Annotated in this window: 14 protein-coding genes; all 14 read right to left on the bottom strand. The window is 37.9% G+C overall.

Going from position 1 to position 19,488, the window contains the following annotated elements; genetic code table 11:
- Positions 1-182: 182 nt before the first annotated feature.
- The 14 genes from IGK81_RS05430 to purM all read right to left on the bottom strand — a co-directional run bounded on the left by IGK81_RS05430 (position 183) and on the right by purM (position 19,488).
- Positions 183-4,673, bottom strand: coding sequence for a hypothetical protein (locus tag IGK81_RS05430; RefSeq protein WP_232622364.1), 4,491 nt, complete (start codon positions 4,671-4,673; stop codon positions 183-185).
- A 23-nt stretch (positions 4,674-4,696) separates the two neighbouring features.
- Positions 4,697-4,909 (bottom strand): hypothetical protein, encoded by a 213-nt coding sequence (locus IGK81_RS05425; RefSeq protein ID WP_034700380.1) that lies wholly within the window; start codon positions 4,907-4,909, stop codon positions 4,697-4,699.
- Positions 4,910-5,011: 102 nt separating this feature from the next.
- The gene (gene lpdA / locus IGK81_RS05420) at positions 5,012-6,418 is read right to left on the bottom strand and encodes a dihydrolipoyl dehydrogenase (protein ID WP_010719369.1); all 1,407 of its coding nucleotides are present in this window, start codon (positions 6,416-6,418) and stop codon (positions 5,012-5,014) included.
- Between the two features lie 7 nt (positions 6,419-6,425).
- Complete coding sequence (locus tag IGK81_RS05415; protein WP_010719370.1) at positions 6,426-8,063, bottom strand: dihydrolipoyllysine-residue acetyltransferase; 1,638 nt, start codon at positions 8,061-8,063, stop codon at positions 6,426-6,428.
- A 26-nt stretch (positions 8,064-8,089) separates the two neighbouring features.
- Positions 8,090-9,067 carry an alpha-ketoacid dehydrogenase subunit beta gene (locus tag IGK81_RS05410; protein ID WP_010737448.1) on the bottom strand — a complete coding sequence of 326 codons (978 nt, stop codon included), beginning with the start codon at positions 9,065-9,067 and terminating at the stop codon, positions 8,090-8,092.
- 2 nt (positions 9,068-9,069) lie between these two features.
- Entirely contained in the window at positions 9,070-10,179 is a 1,110-nt protein-coding gene (gene pdhA / locus IGK81_RS05405) for a pyruvate dehydrogenase (acetyl-transferring) E1 component subunit alpha (protein ID WP_010719372.1), read from the bottom strand.
- A 458-nt stretch (positions 10,180-10,637) separates the two neighbouring features.
- Positions 10,638-12,065 carry a PLP-dependent aminotransferase family protein gene (locus IGK81_RS05400; protein WP_034700378.1) on the bottom strand — a complete coding sequence of 476 codons (1,428 nt, stop codon included), beginning with the start codon at positions 12,063-12,065 and terminating at the stop codon, positions 10,638-10,640.
- Positions 12,066-12,181: 116 nt separating this feature from the next.
- Positions 12,182-13,159 carry a GMP reductase gene (guaC, locus tag IGK81_RS05395; protein WP_010719374.1) on the bottom strand — a complete coding sequence of 326 codons (978 nt, stop codon included), beginning with the start codon at positions 13,157-13,159 and terminating at the stop codon, positions 12,182-12,184.
- Between the two features lie 217 nt (positions 13,160-13,376).
- Positions 13,377-13,892: a hypothetical protein gene (locus tag IGK81_RS05390; protein WP_034700377.1), complete on the bottom strand. Its 516-nt coding sequence runs from the start codon at positions 13,890-13,892 to the stop codon at positions 13,377-13,379.
- A gap of 108 nt (positions 13,893-14,000) precedes the next feature.
- On the bottom strand, positions 14,001-14,915 hold the full coding sequence (locus IGK81_RS05385; protein ID WP_010719376.1) for an aldo/keto reductase: 915 nt from the start codon (positions 14,913-14,915) through the stop codon (positions 14,001-14,003).
- Between the two features lie 119 nt (positions 14,916-15,034).
- Positions 15,035-16,309 (bottom strand): phosphoribosylamine--glycine ligase, encoded by a 1,275-nt coding sequence (gene purD / locus IGK81_RS05380; RefSeq protein WP_034700375.1) that lies wholly within the window; start codon positions 16,307-16,309, stop codon positions 15,035-15,037.
- Between the two features lie 17 nt (positions 16,310-16,326).
- A complete protein-coding gene (gene purH, locus IGK81_RS05375) occupies positions 16,327-17,862 on the bottom strand; it encodes a bifunctional phosphoribosylaminoimidazolecarboxamide formyltransferase/IMP cyclohydrolase (RefSeq protein WP_034700373.1) in 1,536 nt (511 codons plus the stop codon).
- Positions 17,855-18,448: a phosphoribosylglycinamide formyltransferase gene (purN, locus tag IGK81_RS05370; protein WP_010719379.1), complete on the bottom strand. Its 594-nt coding sequence runs from the start codon at positions 18,446-18,448 to the stop codon at positions 17,855-17,857. The genes purH and purN overlap by 8 nt, the downstream gene beginning before the upstream one ends.
- Positions 18,445-19,488, bottom strand: a complete 1,044-nt coding sequence (gene purM, locus IGK81_RS05365; protein WP_034700371.1) for a phosphoribosylformylglycinamidine cyclo-ligase — start codon at positions 19,486-19,488, stop codon at positions 18,445-18,447. The genes purN and purM overlap by 4 nt, the downstream gene beginning before the upstream one ends.

Below are 19,488 nucleotides of genomic sequence, written 5' to 3'. Positions count from 1 at the left end.
TTTTCTAATTATTTATCTATTTTAATATCAAATTTTCTAGCAAATAGTTTATTCTTTCTCCTTTTTAGAAAAAAATGTTCGATCAAGATCCAACTATTGTTTTTTTTCAAAGTAATTGTTTAATTTATTTCAATTATATTTAACGTTCATTCCACTTTACCTATAATTAACTTATTAGAATTTTATTGGATCTTTTGATTACCCAAGAATAAATTTGGACTCTTATTTTGCTCATTGGCTAACCTCGCATTATTGTCTGCTGCTGTAATTTTAGCATTCCCGACATTCGTTGAAAAAGTTTGGCGTTCTTTTGAATCTTTTTCTGCACCATTAAGTAGTGGTTTATATTTATTGTACCAATTATAAAATGTTTTAACGTTCAAATGATACTTTTGACATATTCGTCCCTTGGTATTTTTTGTATCATTTAATAAAAGAATACATTCTTTTTTGACTTTCTCCGTACAACTCAAATACCTGAACTTTAAATCCCTATTTTCTAATTCTGAGAGAGTTGTTATTATTTTCTTCTGCTCATTTCCATGTGCCCGGTTGTACCTATCTTCCCAAGATCTTACAACCATATCATTGATGTTCAATTTGTTACTTAATTCAGTCTTAGTCATTGAGCAACCTCTCCATAAAAGTACACAGGCTTCCTTAACCTTAGCGGTACAATCCAGATTTCTCCCATTTCGTTCCCTACTGATCAATTCTTCGATAGTAGAGATTGATTTACGAGTTAAATTCCCCTTTTTATGTTCCTTTATCCAAGAACTAAAGGAACTATAGTCTAAATTGTTCTTATCACAAAACTGCCGTTTAGATTTGTAAGAATGTTGAGAATTGAGATATAAATTGATCTTTTCTAATTTATATTCTCTCGGTATAATTTCCCTTTTATTCTCTATATATCCTAATTCACTATTAGTTGACTCAGCTGGAACAGCTTCTTTAAGCAACTCTTGAAATGTATCTTGTGACAATTCCATTATGTCACAAAATGTCTCTATTTTGATGGTCGTTTGAATGGATTGGTATAGTTGAATATATTTTAAATAATCATTTTTAGTGTATGATTGATTGACTTTTTGTGGAAGAACAGGGTCAAGAGAGTGCCTCGCTGGAGGATTAAGCTGCTTATCCGTTTGTTTGGTTGTTTGATCCCCTAGGTTACTTTCTAAGTTTTGTATACTATGTTGCATCCTTTGATTGCCTTGACTCTTACCTTGTTCATGAGCTAACCTCGCATTATTGTCTGCTGTTGTAAATTTAGCATTCCCGACATTAGTTGAAAAAGTTTGGCGTGCTTGGGATGTTCTTTCTGAATTTTGGAGTAATCGGTCATATTCTTCGATCCAAGCATTAACCGTATTCGGAGTCAAATGATAAATCTTACATAATTGCTCTATGGACATTTCTTGATTCTTATATAAAAGAACACATTCTCTTTTAACTTCCTCCGTACAACACAGCTTTCCTAGCTTTAACTTCCTTTCTTTTAATTCTGTGAGAGTTGTTATTAACTCCTGCTTCTTACCACGTGCCTGGTCGTATCTATTATTCCAAGTTCTTAAAGTCGCATCAGAAATGTTCAATTTTTTACACAATACCTTGTGTGCTATTCGCTTACTTCTCCATAAAAGTACACAGGCTTTCTTAACCTTAGCAGTACAATACAGATTTCTCCCATCTTGTTCCCTACTGATCAATTCTTCAATAGTCGATATTGATTGACGAGGTAATTCCCCCTTTTTATGTTCCCTTATCCAAGATCTAAAGGAATCATAGTCTAAATTGTTCTTATCACAAAACTGCCGTTTAGATTCGTAAGAATGTTGAGAATTGAGATATAAATTGATCTTTTCTAATTTATATTCTCTCGGTATAATTTCCCTTTTATTCTCTATATATCCTAATTCACTATTAGTTGACTCAGCTGGAACAGCTTCTTTAAGCAACTCTTGAAATGTATCTTGTGACAATTCCATTATGTCACAAAATGTCTCTATTTTGATGGTCGACTGAATAGATTGATATAGTTGAATATATTCTAAATAATTATTCTTAGTGACATTTTGTGGAAGAACAGGATCAAGAATATACCCCGTTTGAGGAATAGTCTGCTTATCCGTTTGTTTGGTTGTTTGATGCCCTAGGTTACTTTCTAAGTTTTGTATACTATGTAGATTCTCAGATAAATGAGCAGCAGCTCTTTTTGGATGTCTTTCTTCATCAAGCGCCGTTTCCTGATTCTGATTCACTGGGGTGTTTTCTGAATTTTTTATACTCTTATCCTGTTTCTTTTGTATAAACTCACCTGTGCCCCTATCATTATGTATGTTATGCGGATTCTGGGGATGTTTTTCTTCATCAATCAGATATTCCTGATTCTGATCCTCTATAAAGTTTACTTGATTATTTTCCGAACCAGGCTGATTAACTGCTTTTCCTGCCATTGTTTGTTCCATTATAGGATATTCTACCTGTTGACTATTTGACGATTCATCGAATAATTTGTTCGATTCTTGACGTTCACTTAATTCCATTACATACTTCATTGGTTTTTTTCCTGAGTTTAATGTCTCATCAAATCTCATTAATATTTCCGTTATTTCTTCTGTCATGAGACTATCATTTGATGAATCATCGAATAAATCATTATTAGATTGTTTTGGAAGTTCATTCGATCCGTTCACATAATCCACTAGATTTTTTGCTGGGTCTAACGTCTCATCAATTTCCATTAACGCTTCCACTATTTCGTCTGTCGTGAGACTATCATTTGATAAATCTTCGAATAAATCATTATTAGATTGTTTTGGAAGTTCATTCGATCCGTTCACATAGTCCACTAGATTTTTTGCTGAGTCTAACGTCTCATCAACTTCCACTAACGCTTCCACTATTTCGTCTGTCATGAGACTATCATTTGATGAATCATCGAATAAATCATTATTAGATTGTTTTGGAAGTTCATTCGATCCGTTCACATAGTCCACTAGATTTTTTGCTGAATCTAACGTCTCATCAACTTCCACTAACGCTTCCACTATTTCGTCTGTCGTGAGACTATCATTTGATGAATCATCGAATAAATCATTATTAGATTGTTTTGCAAGTTCATTTGATCCGTTCACATAGTCCACTAGATTTTTTGCTGAGTCTAACGTCTCGTCAATTTCCATTAACGCTTCCACTATTTCGTCTGTCGTGAGACTATCATTTGATAAATCTTCGAATAAATCATTATTAGATTGTTTTGGAAGTTCATTCGATCCGTTCACATAGTCCACTAGATTTTTTGCTGAGTCTAACGTCTCGTCAATTTCCATTAACGCTTCCACTATTTCGTCTGTCGTGAGACTATCATTTGATAAATCTTCGAATAAATCATTATTAGATTGTTTTGGAAGTTCATTCGATCCGTTCACATAGTCCACTAGATTTTTTGCTGAGTCTAACGTCTCATCAATTTCCATTAATGCTTCCACTATTTCGTCTGTCGTGAAATTATGATTTGACAATTCACCGAATAAATTTGCTGAATTTTGAAAAAACGAACGTTCTTCATTGGACTCATTTGAATAGTCAAAATCAGATAAACTATCGAACAAGCTATTTCCAAATTCACCTTCTGTCTCTGATAAAATTGGATGTTCCTCTTGATTTTCTCTTAGATGACTTCCAGTTACTTGCACTTGTTTGCTATTGAAGATATGATTCTCACTACTTGTTGCTTCCTCCAATTTATTTGGTAAAGGAAGTGATGAAGAAAAGTTTTTATTTTGTTGAGGACCGATCCCTTGAAGTTTATCCTGTTGGTTCTCATCAATTAAATGCTCATTCTCTGTTGTATGTATTTGTTTGCTTATTTGTGATAGTTTGGGTGAATATTCTTCTACTTCATGAAGTACATGAGATTTCTTTGGCTTCTTAGGTTTCACACTCGATGTTTTCAAACTATTTTTATCAATTGGGAACGCCGATAGTGAAAACTTTTCTGGGTCCTTATTTTCTTGCATCTTTCTTTTTCTGCCTGAACTGTCATTGAGATTGTATTTTTTTGACTGGCTGTCATGATCAACACTTTTTTGTTTTCTTAATGAAATGACTTTGTCCTCTAAAGACCTTGGCTGAGCAGGATGTACCTGTTCCAGCTCATCTTTTAGAAGAACTTCTGAAATCAGCTCTTGTTGCTTCACTAACTCTTCCCTTTGCTCAAAACTATTTCTATCTAACTGTAAAATTTCATTTTCTGACGATGTTTTATATTGCATCTCTTCCTTCTGTTCTCTTGCTTTCTTTATTTTCATCAAAATGGTTCTCGCTGATCCGTTAAATTTATTAACAAGTTTACTTACCCACAAGTCTCCTGCTAAATATGCTTCGATATTTTGATTATTGCTCTCTTCCTTTTCTTTAGTTGTCTCATTCGTTAAGCTTTGCTGTTGCAGATTTTGCTCTTTTAGACTGTGTGTTACATTTCCAATGGTTCTCTTTGATACTCCAAATCGCTCAGCAAGTCCTGCTATCGATGTATTTTCTGTTTGGTATGCTTCTATAATCCTTTCATTTCTCTTTTTAATTGAATTGTTAGGACCGCCAATTTCATTATTCTTTTCATTCTCATGACAGTCTCCTTGAAGTGTTTTAATCGTTTCTTTTCTCACAAAGTCAATCTCCTTTAAAGTGATTAAAAATTAATTAGTAAACAACTAGTTCCGCTAGTTAAATCATTGATATAGAAATATGCTGACCTGATTGCTTTTACCACATTTATTCTAACACCCTCTTTCAAAAAGCTTGACTTTCTTTTTTCTTTTTTCAGAAAAAGAGGTTTTGAAAAGACCACAAAAAAAACATCAAAGCTAGCAGTTTTTGCTAACTTTGATGTTTCATCGATCATGTATCAATCCAATTTGTCAAAAAGATGTTTTTAACCTGGCAACTATCGCCAGCATCCATACTTTTTTTGAAACAGTTCGGATAAAATATCCCAATTGCTAAATTAAATATGGATTGGTAAACCTAAAGCGAGTTCAGCAGCATCCATCGTAATTTCACCTAGCGATGGATGTGGATGGATCGTTAACGCAATATCTTCGGCATTCATTCCTGATTCAATGGCTAAAGCAAGCTCAGAAACCATATCACTAGCACCTACACCACCGATTTGCGCTCCAATGATGACATTGTCTTCATTGGTCGTCACTAAACGGATAAAACCTTCTGTTTTTGCAAGCGATAACGCCCGTCCATTTCCTGAAAACGGAAATTTATATGCAGTAGCTTCAATACCAGCTTCTTTTGCTTCTTTGATCGTCATCCCAACAGAAGCTAATTCTGGATCTGTAAAGGCAACCGCAGGCATTGCTTTATAGTCAACTGCTACTTTCTTACCTGAGATAGCTTCTGCAGCAATTTTTGCTTCATAACTTGCTTTATGCGCTAAAGCAGCACCTGGTACGATATCCCCAATTGCAAAAATGTTTGGCACATTCGTGCGCCCTTGTTGATCCACTGGAATCAATCCACGTTCACCGACTTCGACACCCGCTTGTTCTAATCCCATATCGTCTGTATTTGGACGACGGCCAACTGTTACCATAACATAATCTGCTGTCACTGTTTCTTCTTTACCGTCAACAGTATATTTGACTGTCACACTGTCCCCATTATCAACAGCTTCTTTCGCCATTGCATTGGTTACGATTGTCACACCTTTTTTCTTGAAGTCGTCTTCCACTAATTTCACCATATCTTTTTCATAGGTAGGTAAAATTTGAGGAGAACCTTCAAGAATCGTTACCTCAGCACCTAAGTTAGCATAGGCTCCACCTAATTCTGCTCCAATAACTCCGCCACCAATGATGACGAATTTTTTTGGTACTTCTTTTAAAGCTAAACCGCCTGTTGAGTCAAGTACACGTCCGCCAAACTTGAAGCCTGGGATTTCGATCGGACGGGAACCAGTAGCAATGATTGCATTATTGAAAGAATACGTTTGAGCAGAATCGGGATGGATCACACGCAATGTATGATCATCGACGAAGAATGCTTCGCCTTCGATTGTTTCTACCTTGTGTTTTTTCAATAAGAAGCCAACACCAGAAGTCAGTGTTTTCACTACTTTATTTTCTTTCCAGTCTTGTGTTTTTGCAAAATCAAGTGTGACATTTTCACTCGTGACACCGAATAAAGTTGAATCAAGAGATTCTTGATAATGATGTCCTGCAGCAATCAGCGCTTTTGAAGGAATACAACCAACGTTTAAACAAACACCACCGATGTATTCTCTTTCAATGATTGCCACTTTTTGTCCCATTTCAGCAGCACGGATGGCAGCAACATAGCCACCAGGTCCCGCACCGATTACAACTGTGTCTAATTCTACAGCAAAATCTCCAACTACCATTTGTTTATCATCCTTCCATCATCAATAACTCAGGATCAGCTAAAAGTCGTTTGATATTGTTCATTGCTTGTTGAGCTGTTGCTCCGTCTACGATTCGGTGATCAAAGCTTAAGGAAAGTTTCATCACTCGTCCAACAACGATTTCACCTTCACCATTAACGATCGGTTGTTGTGCAATTGTTCCCACACCTAAAATTGCTACTTCAGGGTAGTTGATTACTGGTGTAAACCAGCCACCACCTACAGAACCAATATTACTGATCGTAATAGTGCCATTTCGCATATCTTCAGCTGCTAATTTACCTTCATGAGCTAGTTTTGCTTTTTCATTGATTTCATCCGCAATCGCAAACATCCCTTTACGGTCTGCATCTTTTACATTTGGTACATACAAGCCATGATCTGTATCAGTTGCGATTCCGATGTTATAGTAATTTTTATAAACGATTTCTTGGTTCGCATCATCAATTGACGCATTCAAAATAGGGAATTTCTTCACAGTAGCAGTTAATGCTTTTACCACGTATGGCAAGAAAGTCAATTTTGTCCCATTCGCAGCTGCGACTTCTTTAAATCTCTTACGATTATCCCAAAGTTTAGAAACCTCTACTTCGTCATGTAAAGTAACATGTGGCGCTGTTTGCTTGCTATTGACCATTGCTTTAGCAATCGCTTTACGTGTCGGTGTCATTGCTACACGTTCTTCTAATTCGCCTAAATTAGATTTGAACGCTTTTGCTGGTGTTGCTGGCTTGCTTTCAGCTTTCGCTTCAACCGCTTTTTCTGTCGCAGGTGCAGCTGGTTCAGCTGATGCTGTTTGACTCGCATGCCCTCCTGATAGATAACTTTCAATATCTTCTTTTGTCACACGTCCACCTTTACCAGTTGCAGTGACTTGTGTGATATCCACATCTTTTTCACGAGCAAATTGTCGAACTGATGGCATAGCCAAAACACGTTTGTTAGGATCAGCTGCCTCAGCTACTGATGCTGAACCAGAAGTTTCTACTTTAGCATCAGTTGATTCAGCTGTTTTTTCTGATGTAGTAGAAGGCGCACTATTATGTCCTGGTGCATCGATTTCTACTAATACATCACCAACAGTTGCAACTGTTCCTTCTGATACCAAGATGTTTTTAACCGTTCCAGTCACTGGCGACGGGATTTCTTCTACCGATTTATCGTTTTGTACTTCTAACAAAGTGTCATCTTCATTGATGGTATCGCCTGGTTTCACAAACCATTTAACGATTTCACCTTCTGCGATTCCTTCACCAATATCGGGTAATTTAAATTCAAAGACCCCACCATCGGCACTAGCTTCAGTTGGTTCAGCAGCTGGATGTTCAGGTGTTTGCTCTTTCGCTGCTACTCCAGCATCGCCACTTGTTTCATTGTCTTCATGTCCTGGTGCATCGATTTCTACCAGTACATCGCCAACATTCGCGACTGTTCCTTCAGGTACGATGACGTTTTTCACTGTCCCAGTAACTGGGGATGGAATTTCTTCTACTGATTTATCATTTTGAACTTCTAATAACGTATCATCCTCATTGATGGTATCGCCTGGCTTGACAAACCATTTGACGATTTCGCCTTCTGCGATTCCTTCACCAATGTCAGGTAATTTAAATTGGTATGCCATGATTTACTTACGTCCCTTCTTATTTCTTAGAATTCTGCAATTTCTTTGACTTTTGCTTCAATATCAGCCGCATTTGGTAACCAGATGTTTTCAGCTTGTCCAAATGGAAAAACAGTATCTGGTGCTGCTACACGTCCAATTGGTGCTTCTAATGAAAGGATCGCACGTTCTGAGATTTCAGCAATCACTTGGGCACTTACACCTGCTTGTCGTTGCGCTTCTTGAACGACTACCACACGACCAGTTTTCTCAACTGATTGAATGATTGTGTCAATATCTAGCGGTGCGACTGTTCTTAGGTCAACGACTTCTACTGAAATATCCTCTTTCGCAAGATTGTCAGCTGCTTTGATCGCTTCACGAACCATTGCGCCATAGGTAATGATTGAAACGTCTGTTCCTTCACGAGTAATTGCCGCTTTGTCCAATGGTACTTCATAAGCTTCATCTGGAACTTCTTCACGGAATGAACGATAAAGTTTCATATGTTCCAAAAATACAACTGGGTCATTGCTGCGGATAGAAGAGATCAATAATCCTTTTGCATCATAAGGATTTGATGGAATGACTACGCGAATTCCTGGAGATTGAGCAATCAATCCTTCTAAGTTATCTGAATGAAGTTCTGGTGTGTGAACCCCACCACCAAATGGTGAACGAATCGTAATCGGTAGATTTCTAGTCCCACCCATTCGATATCTTGTACGTGCCATTTGTGCGACTACTTCATCCATGGCTTCAAAAATAAATCCAAAGAACTGAATTTCAGGTACTGGACGAAAACCTTCTAAAGCTAACCCAAAACTCATACCAGCAATCCCTGATTCAGCTAATGGGGTATCGAAAACGCGTTCTTCGCCAAATTTTTCTTGCAATCCTTCCGTTGCACGGAAAACTCCACCGTTTTTCCCAACATCTTCACCAAAAACGATTACGTTCTCATCATTTTCAAGTTCAAGTGCTAGGGCATCTGTGATTGCTTGAATCATTGTTTTTTGTGCCATGATTATTTCGACTCCTTCGCTTCATAGATTGCAATTTGCTCTTTAATTGATTGTGGTGCCACTTCAAACATATTTTTTAAGAAATCAGAAACTTTTTGTTTTGGAATCTTATCTGCTTCAGCAATCGCTGCTTTGATTTCCTCTTTTGTTTGTTCAATTACTTGTTCTTCTTTTTCTTCTGACCATAGACCTTTTTCTGTTAGGTAGTTACGGAAACGGATCAATGGATCTTTTTTCTGCCATTCGTCATCTGTTTCTTTTGAACGGTAACGAGTTGGGTCATCTCCTGATAAAGTATGCGGACCATAACGGTAAGTCAATGTCTCAATCAAGACTGGACCATTCCCGTTGATTGCCCAATCACGTGCCATTTTAGATACTGTATAAACTGCTAATGGGTCCATACCGTCTACTTGGATCCCTGGAATCCCAGCTGCCACAGCTTTTTGCGCTAATGTTTTAGCAGCTGTTTGTTTTTCACGAGGTGTTGAGATCGCAAAGCCATTGTTTTGGATATAAAATACAGCATTTGCATGATAAGCTCCAGCAAAGTTGATTGCTTCATAGAAATCTCCTTGAGAAGAGCCGCCGTCACCTGTATAAGTGAAGACCACATTTTTTTTGTTTCGTTTTTTCAATCCTAAAGCCACACCAGCTGCTTGGATGTACTGCGCACCAATAATGATTTGTGGTGGTAGAGCTTTCAATTCTTCTGGATAAAAATTCCCTGCCGCATGTCCTCGTGACCATAAGAAAGCTTGTGCTAAAGGCAATCCATGTTTTACTAATTGGGGAACATCACGGTAACCAGGAAGTAATACGTCTTCTTTTTCAAAAGCAAATGCACTTGCAAGTTGGCTAGCTTCTTGACCAGCTGTCGGTGCAAAGAATCCTAAACGTCCTTGACGGTTTAAAGCTGTTGAACGTTGGTCTAATACACGAGACCAAACCATGCTAGTCATTAATTCTACTAATTGTTCATCTGATAAATCAGGAACAAGATCAGGGTTTACTACTTTACCATTTTGGTCAAGCGCTTGGTATACTGGAAAATCTGAATTGACTTCATCTAATAACGCATTAAAGTCTAGTGGTAATTTCTTTTTTGCCATTTGTACACATTCCTCTCTCATCATATAAGAAAATCTCATCTTTCTGCGATTGAAACAGATATATAAACTGTATCAATATCCAACCGTCTTCTTTTATAAATTATCATGGATCATTAAGAAATACAAGCTAAAAGCAAAAAAATTCACGTTTTTAAAAATTTGTAATAATCCGCTTAACCACGCAAATAGTGAACAACATCACAATTAAGAAAGCGGTTTACATCTTTTGTATAAAATTAGTCCTGATTTTCTATCTACTCCTCTCTACTGTTATCATTGAATCCGCACATTGTTATACCTTATTCCAACAAACAGAAAAAATTTTTTATTAATTAGTGATTTTCTTTACAATCATCCCTCTTTTAATTTTCTACTATATGTGTATTTTTTTCAATTAAAAAGCAACAGCAAGGAATCTCCTTAACTGTTGCACATGAACCTGTTCTTTTGATCATGAATTAAACGGATAAACGTTTTGCTAATTTTGCCATTTCCGCTTGAAAAAATGGCAGCCTTTCTTCAGTTAAACGACTAAAATTGATACGCAACCCGTTAGTCTCTTCTCCAAACAAAAAACTTGGTGCAATGCCTAACCCTGAGCGGATCAATTCTTCCGCAATATCTCTTGTCAATTGCTGTCCTTTCCACGTAATCCACGCATAGTACCCACCATAAATGGGCCAGACTTCAAAAAAGTTTTGCGTTTTTTCCCATTCAACCAGTGTCAAACTTCTTTTGTATAATTCTTCCCTCACAATGGCGATCTTTGTGCTATAACTTTCTTCAAATACAGTCATCGCCACATTTTGGGGAAAGATGCTCATCGAAAATTCCATCATTTCCTGCGCTTTCGCTAAGCGGTCGATAAAGGAACGCAGCCCAACGATCCAACCTATCTTGGTCGTTTGTCCTAATACCCTAGATAATGATCCGACATATAAGACGTTTTCCGGATCAATCGAATGAATCGCAGTTGGTTTATGCTTTTCACTATCATGAAAGGATAAGTCACTAAAAACGTCGTCTTCAATGATCGGTAATTGATAGTTGCGACAAAGGGTCACTAATGCTTCGCGACGTTTTTGGGACATCACTTTCCCTGTTGGATTTTGAAAGTTTGGATTGACTAAGACAGCTTTCAATTTATTTTTCTTGATCAACACTTCTAGCTTATCCAGCTCAATACCTTCGCTATCCATGGGTACACCAAATAGACGAATCCCTGTCGCTTTAAATAAGGACAAACGATAAAAAAACGAAGGCGCTTCTACCGCAATAGCATCACCACTAGATAAAATCGTCTGTAAAATTAGAAAAATAGCCTGTTGACCCCCACTCGTAACTAATAATTGCGTTTTAGTAAAATCAAAATAAAATTTTTCGATCAAGTAATTTTTTATTTTTGCTACTAATGGAAGATAACCTAGACAGGTGATTTGTTGCTCTTTTTCAATAATCTCATTCATTGAGTATGCTGGAAATTGAACGTTTGGTAATAAGTCTGTAGGCATCTCGCTCGAAAATAAATCGAGAAAACGAGGGTTCAGTTTTCCTACTTCGATCATTTTTTCATAACTATCATCGATTTGTTCATAGCGTTGAGAAAATAATTCACGCCAATTCACTCTCGGGACAGAATACCGCCCCCATTCGGTTTGATTCACAAAGCGTCCACTGCCTCGGCGACTGATAAGAACGCCAAGATCTCGTAATTCATCCAACGCTCGAACCACAGTGGTGCGATTTGTTTGAAAAATAACTGCCAATTTTCTTTCAGAGGGCAAGGGTACGTTGGGATCTAAATTCCCATTTTCAATATTTTTCATCACCTGATCCATAATTTGTCGATAAATTGGTCTTTGTTTCTTATCTATGACTTCCCACATGTTCTTCTCCATTCCTCTTTCTTCTACTGCCTATTTTATCTTATAAAAAAGGGATCGAAAAGCAAAGAAAAAGCAAAGCATGATGCGAGAGCATCTACTTTGCTTTTTAATAGCTATTAAATGGTATCTCCGTTAAAAATGGAGTTTTTAACAATCACATAATCAACTTTGCGAATAGCTTCAATATCTTTCCCACCCGCGTAAGAAATAGAAGATTGTAAATCTTGTTGCATTTCAACCAACGTGTCTTTCAAAGACCCTTTATGTTGGATCCAAATTTTCTTACCTTCTACATTTTTCTTTTCACCTTTTTGAAACTCGGAGGCAGAGCCGAAGTATTCTTTGTACACTACGCCATTTTCCACCATTGTCTCACCAGGCGATTCTTCATGTCCGGCAAATAGCGAACCGATCATAACCATTGTTGCGCCAAAACGAACGGATTTTGCAATATCACCATGGGTACGAATACCCCCATCAGCAATAATCGGTTTTCTGGCAGCTTTCGCACACCATCTTAAGGCAGCAAGTTGCCAACCACCGGTACCAAAACCGGTTTTGATTTTTGTGATACAAACTTTGCCAGGTCCAATTCCAACCTTTGTTGCATCAGCTCCGGCATTTTCTAATTCCCGAACAGCTTCTGGTGTACCAACATTTCCTGCAATAACGAACGTTTCTGGTAAATGTTTTTTGATATGTTGGATCATTTCAATCACCGCATTTGAATGACCGTGCGCAATATCAATCGTGATATAATCAGGAACTAAATTTAACTGTGCTAATTCTTCAACAAATGAATATTCTTCTTGTTTTACGCCAACACTGATTGAAGTAATCAATTGTTGCTCCTTCATTTTTTGCACAAAGGGGATTCTTGCTGCTTCATCAAATCGATGCATAATATAGAAGTAACCATTTTCTGCTAAAAATTGTGCAATTGACTCATCGATGATCGTTTGCATATTCGCAGGGACAACAGGCATTTTAAAAGTATGCTTTCCTAGTGTCACTGTCGTGTTACATTCTGAACGGCTACTTACAATACATTTATTAGGAATGAGTTGAATATCTTCGTAATCAAACACTTTCATGGACATGATCCTCCTGATGTTCGAATTCAGTAAAACACGAACATTATTTGCTTTTTGGGTGTTTATTTTTAGCACCTTATGTAATTTACCGTATTTAAACTAAAAAATCAAGGGGAATATAAACAAAAAAATAAAAACTCCTTAATCTGAAATAACACTGTCTAGCCATCAAACTTTTCGAAAAATAAACAATCAGCTGTTTGTCGCTTATAGCTACTCAATCTCTACCAGGTGGTTCATTCTTTTGTTGATTTCCAGCTTCTTTTGATTGGTTTGTTTTCTCTTGATCGTTTTTATTCAGAGTTCCGGTTTGAACGAGTGTCTGTTTAGCGCCAGAGATAATGGCATTCAACCTTTTATAAACTTGATTTTCATTATCAGGGTTTTCTTTATCTTTAGATAACTTTGTTTGCGAAATGTTCGAACTTTTTTCTAGCTCTTTTTCTCTATTCTTGTTGAATTCCTCCATACCAGCAAGTACTTTAGGGCTAAAATAGCTTTGCGCTATTTCTTGGATCATTCCAAGTAGAGCTCTATTAGGTTTATTTAATTTTGCAGATTTCGTTTTATTTATTGCGTGTGTCATTACTCCAAGACTATAGCGTTGGGGGTCTAGTTTTAGATTGCCTTTCGCTTCTTTACCATCACTGACATTTTCATACGCTGCTTTATGAGCGTTTAGCTCACTTTCTGGCATCGACGAATTATTGTCCCATTTATTTAGATATCCCATTTTACTCCCCTTTTCGTAGATTCTTAGTGACGTTCCTCGCATCAATATATGTAGAAGTCATTAGCGAACAAGCAACTAATGACTGTTTTACTCAATGTTTTTTCATATCTATGGTAGGATATTGCCAGCTTCGCGATACAGCGCATACCAGTCTTCACGACTCAGTTCAACGTCTGATGCTTGTGCAATTTCCTTGATTCGCCCTACATTCATCGTTCCTGCAATCACTTGGATATTCGCAGGATGGCGTAAAATCCAAGCTGAAGCTAAACCTGTTGGCGTTGTATGATATTTTTCAGCAAGTTCTGCTAATTTTTGATTCAATTTAGGAAACTTTTCGTTACCGATAAATACCCCTTCAAAAAAACCATATTGATAAGGCGACCATGCTTGGATCGTCATTTCATTCAAACGTGAATAATCCAAGACACTACCATCGTGGTCAACGCTAGCTTCATCTGTCATATTCACATGGATCCCTTGATCAATCATTCCAGAATGTTTCAATCCAAATTGCAATTGGTTGATCAACAAAGGTTGTTTGACGTATTTCTTTAGCAATTCGACTTGCATTGGTTTCTGATTACTTACACCGAAATAACGTACTTTACCTGACTTTTCTAATTCATCGAATGCCTCTGCCACTTCCTCAGGTTCAACTAAGGTATCGGGACGATGTAATAGCAACGCATCAACATAATCCATTTTTAACCGTTTGAGGCTACCTTCTACTGATTCAATGATGTGCTTTTTGGAAAAGTCAAACATCACACCAGGAACAATCCCACATTTTGTTTGAACAAATAGCTCTTCTCTCTTTATTGAAGTTTTTGCTAATGCACTAGCAAAGATGGTTTCACATTCTCCACCACCATAGATATCCGCATGGTCAAAAAAATTGATACCGTTATCAAAAGCAGTTTCAATAATACGTTCTGGATGTTCAGCGCCATTAATCCTCATACATCCGAGAATAACCGATGACACCTTTTGATTTGAAGTTCCCAATTGAATCTGTTTCATTAAAATCATTCCTTTCTTTCCCATTAGATTTTAACACATTTACTTCAAAAAGGGGGCAAAAAGAGGCATGCCACTTTTTTCTCAAAAAAGAAAAAAATGTTATCCCCCTTTTTGTTGCGCTAGTGATTCTTAGAAAAAACGTTGATTGCTTTCATTCCAATATCTTTCCGATAAAATGTCCCCTTTGTATCTTTTGATTCTAACACGTTGTATATTTTTTCCCTCGCTTCTTCAATTGTTTCCCCATAGGACTCCACTAAGTAGATTCGACCACCTGAACCTTTTAAATTTCCTTTTTCCTCTTGAACACCCGCATAATAGACAGTTACCTCCTCTTCAGGAAAATCGGGCAAATCCATAGCGGTTAAATACTGATTAGGATAACCTTCTGCTGCAACTACAACTCCTAAACGATATCCAGTTTCCTCCCAAATTAAATGAACCGGCTTATGGTCTAACAAATCAGTGATCACTTGCGCCAAGTCACTCTTCAATCGAGGTAAAATGACTTGTGTCTCAGGATCGCCAAATCTCGCATTAAATTCAATCACTTTCGGTCCATCTGAAGTGGCGATCAATCCTGCATACAATACACCGATAAACGGACGACCAATTTCGCTCATCCCCTTAGCTGCAGGTTTTATTACTTTTTCGATCCCCGCTTCAATGATTGCTTCAGAAATGTGAGGTACTGGAGAATAGGCGCCCATCCCTCCAGTATTCGGTCCTTGATCTCCATCATACGCTCGTTTATGATCTTGTGAGATTTCCATTGGATAAACTGCTTCGCCATCCACAAACGCTAACAAAGAGAACTCTTCTCCTTCTAAAAATTCTTCCACAACGATTTGATGTCCACTTTGTCCAAAACGATGTTTTTCCAGCATATCGCTGGCTGCCTGTAACGCTTCGGCTTTTGTCATCGCTACGACCACGCCTTTGCCAGCAGCTAAACCGTCCGCTTTGATCACAATTGGGGCACCCTTCTCTTCGATGTACCATTTGGCTTCAAGATAGTTGGTAAAAGTTTTAGATTCAGCAGTTGGAATCTGACAACGCTCCATCAATTCTTTGGCGAAACTCTTAGATCCTTCAATCAATGCGGCAGCTTTCGTCGGACCAAATATTTTTAACTCTGCTTTTTTAAAATCATCTACGATCCCATTTAGTAATGGAATTTCTGGGCCAACAAAACTCCAAGTAATCGACGCTTTCTTAGCAAACTCAATCAATCCTTGATGATCAGTTTCTTTAATATCAACGATTTTGACCCCATCACGTGTCATGCCAGGATTCCCCGGTGCACAATAAACGTTTTCGACTAGCGGACTTTGTAAGATTTTACTCGCAATCGCATGTTCACGCCCACCAGATCCTATGATCAATATATTCATTTCTTACTCCTTCTATCTTAATGTCTAAAATGACGGACATTCGTAAAGACCATGGCAATTCCATGTTTATTAGCCATATCAATCGACGCTTGATCCTTGATACTTCCACCAGGCTGAATGATCGCCTTGATTCCGTGTTTAGCTGCATATTCCACCGAATCATCCATTGGGAAATAAGCATCGCTTGCCAAAACAGCTGCTTGTGCTTTTTCTCCAGCTTGTTCAATCGCAAGTTTGACAGAACCGACACGATTCATTTGTCCTGCACCAATCCCTAGCGTCTGATACCGATTACTTACAACGATCGCATTTGATTTGACGTGCTTAACAGCTTTCCAAGCAAATGCTAATGCAGCCATTTCATCAGATGTTGGCTGACGATCGGTTACTACTTGCCATGTAGTTGGTTCTTCCATTGCTGTATCTTTTTCTTGGACGAGTAAACCTCCAAGAACTGAAACAATTTCATTAGATGCTTTTGTTAATTGCGAGTTAAAGTCAACCGTTAATAATCGTAAATTCTTCTTGGCTTTTAAAACTTCTAGACTTTCTGGTGTATAAGACGGTGCAATGATAATTTCTAAAAAGAGTTTATGCATTTCTTGAGCTGTTGCTAAATCGACTTCCCGATTCAATACCACAATCCCACCAAAAATCGAAACAGGATCTGCTTCATAAGCTGCTAGCCAAGCATCGAAAATCGTGTGAGCTGAGCCAATACCACAAGGATTCATGTGTTTGAGTGCTACGACTGTTGGTTCTTGGTATTCACTCATGATCCGCAAAGCAGCATCTGCATCACGAATATTATTAAAAGATAGTTCTTTTCCATGAAGCTGTTTTGCTTGAGCAATCGAATAACGTTCTGGTAGAGCAGATTGATAAAAGACAGCTTGCTGATGACTATTCTCGCCATAGCGGAGGTCTTGCTTGCGTTCAAAAGTAAGAGTCAATTTTTCCGTCTTTTCTTCCTTCACTTGCTCCGTTAAATATTGAGCAATCAATGCATCATAGGTTGCTGTGTGACGAAATACTTTCGCTGCCAGTTTCTGACGTGTCGCTAGAGAAGTAGTCCCTTGATTTCTCAGTTCATCTAAAACAATTGGATAATCGTTCGGATCAACGATTGCCGTGACAAATTCATGGTTTTTGGCAGCACTACGCAACATACTTGGTCCACCAATATCAATATTTTCAATGGCTTCTTTTTCATTAACATCCGGTTTCATGATTGTTTCTTTGAAAGGATACAAATTGACGCAAACAAAATCAATCGGCAAAATCTCAGAAGCTGCCATTGCATCTCTGTGACTAGCAAGATCACGACGTGCTAATAATCCCCCATGAATCTTAGGATGCAAAGTTTTGACACGTCCGTCCATCATCTCAGGAAAGCCAGTGACATCTTCGATTGCGATGGTTAAGATTCCCGCTTCATCAAGTGCTTTTTTGGTGCCCCCAGTTGAAATAATCTCAATTTCCAAAGCTTGTAATCCCTTGGCAAATTCAACAATTCCTTTTTTATCCGATACACTTAACAATGCTCTAGTCATTTTTTTCTTCCTCCACTTTTTGCATTTCTTTGATGACTGCTTCGATTATTTTAGGATAGGTCTGATGTTCGATTTGATGAATCTTTGCTTCTAAGCTATCCAATGTGTCTTCTTTCGTGATCTCTATGGTTTCTTGGTGAATGATGGGTCCTGTATCTATCCCTTTATCAATGTAATGAATCGTTATACCTGTTTCTTTGACTTTCGCAGCAAACGCATCACGAATCCCATGTAAGCCAGGAAAATCAGGTAAAAGAGAGGGGTGGATATTAATGATCCTTGACTCATAAGCATTCAATAAAGTCGGACCAATAATCCGCATGTATCCTGCTAATACAATGAGTTCAATTTCTTTTTCCACTAGGATCTCTAAAATTTTTTCTTCATATTCTCTTTTAGATGAAAATTCTTTTGGTGAAAAAAAATGAAATGGTACATGTAACTTTTCTGCCCGTTCTAAGACAAAAGCATTCGGCTGGTCACAAAAAAGCCATTCAAAGGTATCTGGCAACTTATTTTCCCGAAAATAGTCAACTAAAGCTTGAAAGTTGCTGCCATTTCCTGAAGCAAATACGGCAATCTTCATTTTTCTTCCTCATCAAACAACACTGCTTTATTTTTTAAGGGAATTACTTCACCGATTCGATAAACCGCTTCTCCTTGCTCGTTGATTTTTCCAATGACTTCATCGACTTGAGAAGCTGCTACTGCTACAACCATGCCAATACCCATATTAAAAATCTCAAACATCTCTTGTTCAGGGATTTCACCTAAACGTTGGAGACAATCAAAAATCGGCAAGCTAGGCCATGAACCTAATTGAATTTGCGCGGCCGTTCCTTCCGGCAACATCCGAGGTATATTTTCTACGAATCCACCACCAGTGATATGTGCCGCACCTTTGATCTTTTGTTCTTTTATGATTGGCAGCAAAGCTGATACATAGATTTTTGTCGGCTTTAACAATTCTCGGTCCAGTGTTTCAGACAGACCCTCTATCTGATCGGTTAATGTGTAACTATTTTGTTCAAAAAACACTTTCCGAACCAATGAATAGCCGTTTGAATGAATCCCGCTAGAAGGTAAGCCTAACAGAACATCACCAACTTCGATTTCACTTCCTGTGATCAATTGCGACTTTTCTGCAACCCCAACTGCAAAACCAGCAAGATCATACTCATTTTCCGCGTACATCCCTGGCATCTCTGCGGTTTCGCCACCGATCAACGCAAGATTACCTGCTACACAACCATCCGCCACGCCAGCGACGACTTTTTCTAATTTTTGTGGATCATTTTTTCCAGTAGCTAAATAGTCTAAGAAATATAAAGGTTCCGCACCTTGAGCTAAAATATCATTGACACACATCGCCACACAATCGATTCCGATTGTTTCATGTTGATCCGCTTCGATGGCTACTAACAATTTTGTTCCTACCCCATCTGTCCCCGATACCAAAACTGGTTCTTTTAATTGGTAAGAACTTAAATCAAAACAGCCACCAAAACTGCCTAAAGCACCCATTACCCCTAGTCGCTCTGTTTTTTTCACGTGTTTTTTGATTCGTTCTACTACTTCATAGCCAGCTTCTACATCCACACCAGCATTCGCATAGGCATTGCTCAT

The organism is Enterococcus sp. DIV0703 (genome assembly GCF_051711065.1).
Lineage (GTDB): Bacteria > Bacillota > Bacilli > Lactobacillales > Enterococcaceae > Enterococcus_B > Enterococcus_B hirae.
This window is presented reverse-complemented; position numbering and strand designations above follow the sequence as displayed.

Coding starts and splice junctions, on each gene's coding strand:
- purH (WP_034700373.1), bottom strand. CDS start 17,862: ATGACTAGAGCATTGTTAAGTGTATCGGATAAAAAAGGAATTGTTGAA.
- guaC (WP_010719374.1), bottom strand. CDS start 13,159: ATGAAAGTGTTTGATTACGAAGATATTCAACTCATTCCTAATAAATGT.
- lpdA (WP_010719369.1), bottom strand. CDS start 6,418: ATGGTAGTTGGAGATTTTGCTGTAGAATTAGACACAGTTGTAATCGGT.
- purD (WP_034700375.1), bottom strand. CDS start 16,309: ATGAATATATTGATCATAGGATCTGGTGGGCGTGAACATGCGATTGCG.
- IGK81_RS05415 (WP_010719370.1), bottom strand. CDS start 8,063: ATGGCATACCAATTTAAATTACCTGACATTGGTGAAGGAATCGCAGAA.
- IGK81_RS05385 (WP_010719376.1), bottom strand. CDS start 14,915: ATGAAACAGATTCAATTGGGAACTTCAAATCAAAAGGTGTCATCGGTT.
- IGK81_RS05425 (WP_034700380.1), bottom strand. CDS start 4,909: ATGATCGATGAAACATCAAAGTTAGCAAAAACTGCTAGCTTTGATGTT.
- purM (WP_034700371.1), bottom strand. CDS start 19,488: ATGAGCAATGCCTATGCGAATGCTGGTGTGGATGTAGAAGCTGGCTAT.
- pdhA (WP_010719372.1), bottom strand. CDS start 10,179: ATGGCAAAAAAGAAATTACCACTAGACTTTAATGCGTTATTAGATGAA.
- purN (WP_010719379.1), bottom strand. CDS start 18,448: ATGAAGATTGCCGTATTTGCTTCAGGAAATGGCAGCAACTTTCAAGCT.
- IGK81_RS05400 (WP_034700378.1), bottom strand. CDS start 12,065: ATGTGGGAAGTCATAGATAAGAAACAAAGACCAATTTATCGACAAATT.
- IGK81_RS05390 (WP_034700377.1), bottom strand. CDS start 13,892: ATGGGATATCTAAATAAATGGGACAATAATTCGTCGATGCCAGAAAGT.
- IGK81_RS05410 (WP_010737448.1), bottom strand. CDS start 9,067: ATGGCACAAAAAACAATGATTCAAGCAATCACAGATGCCCTAGCACTT.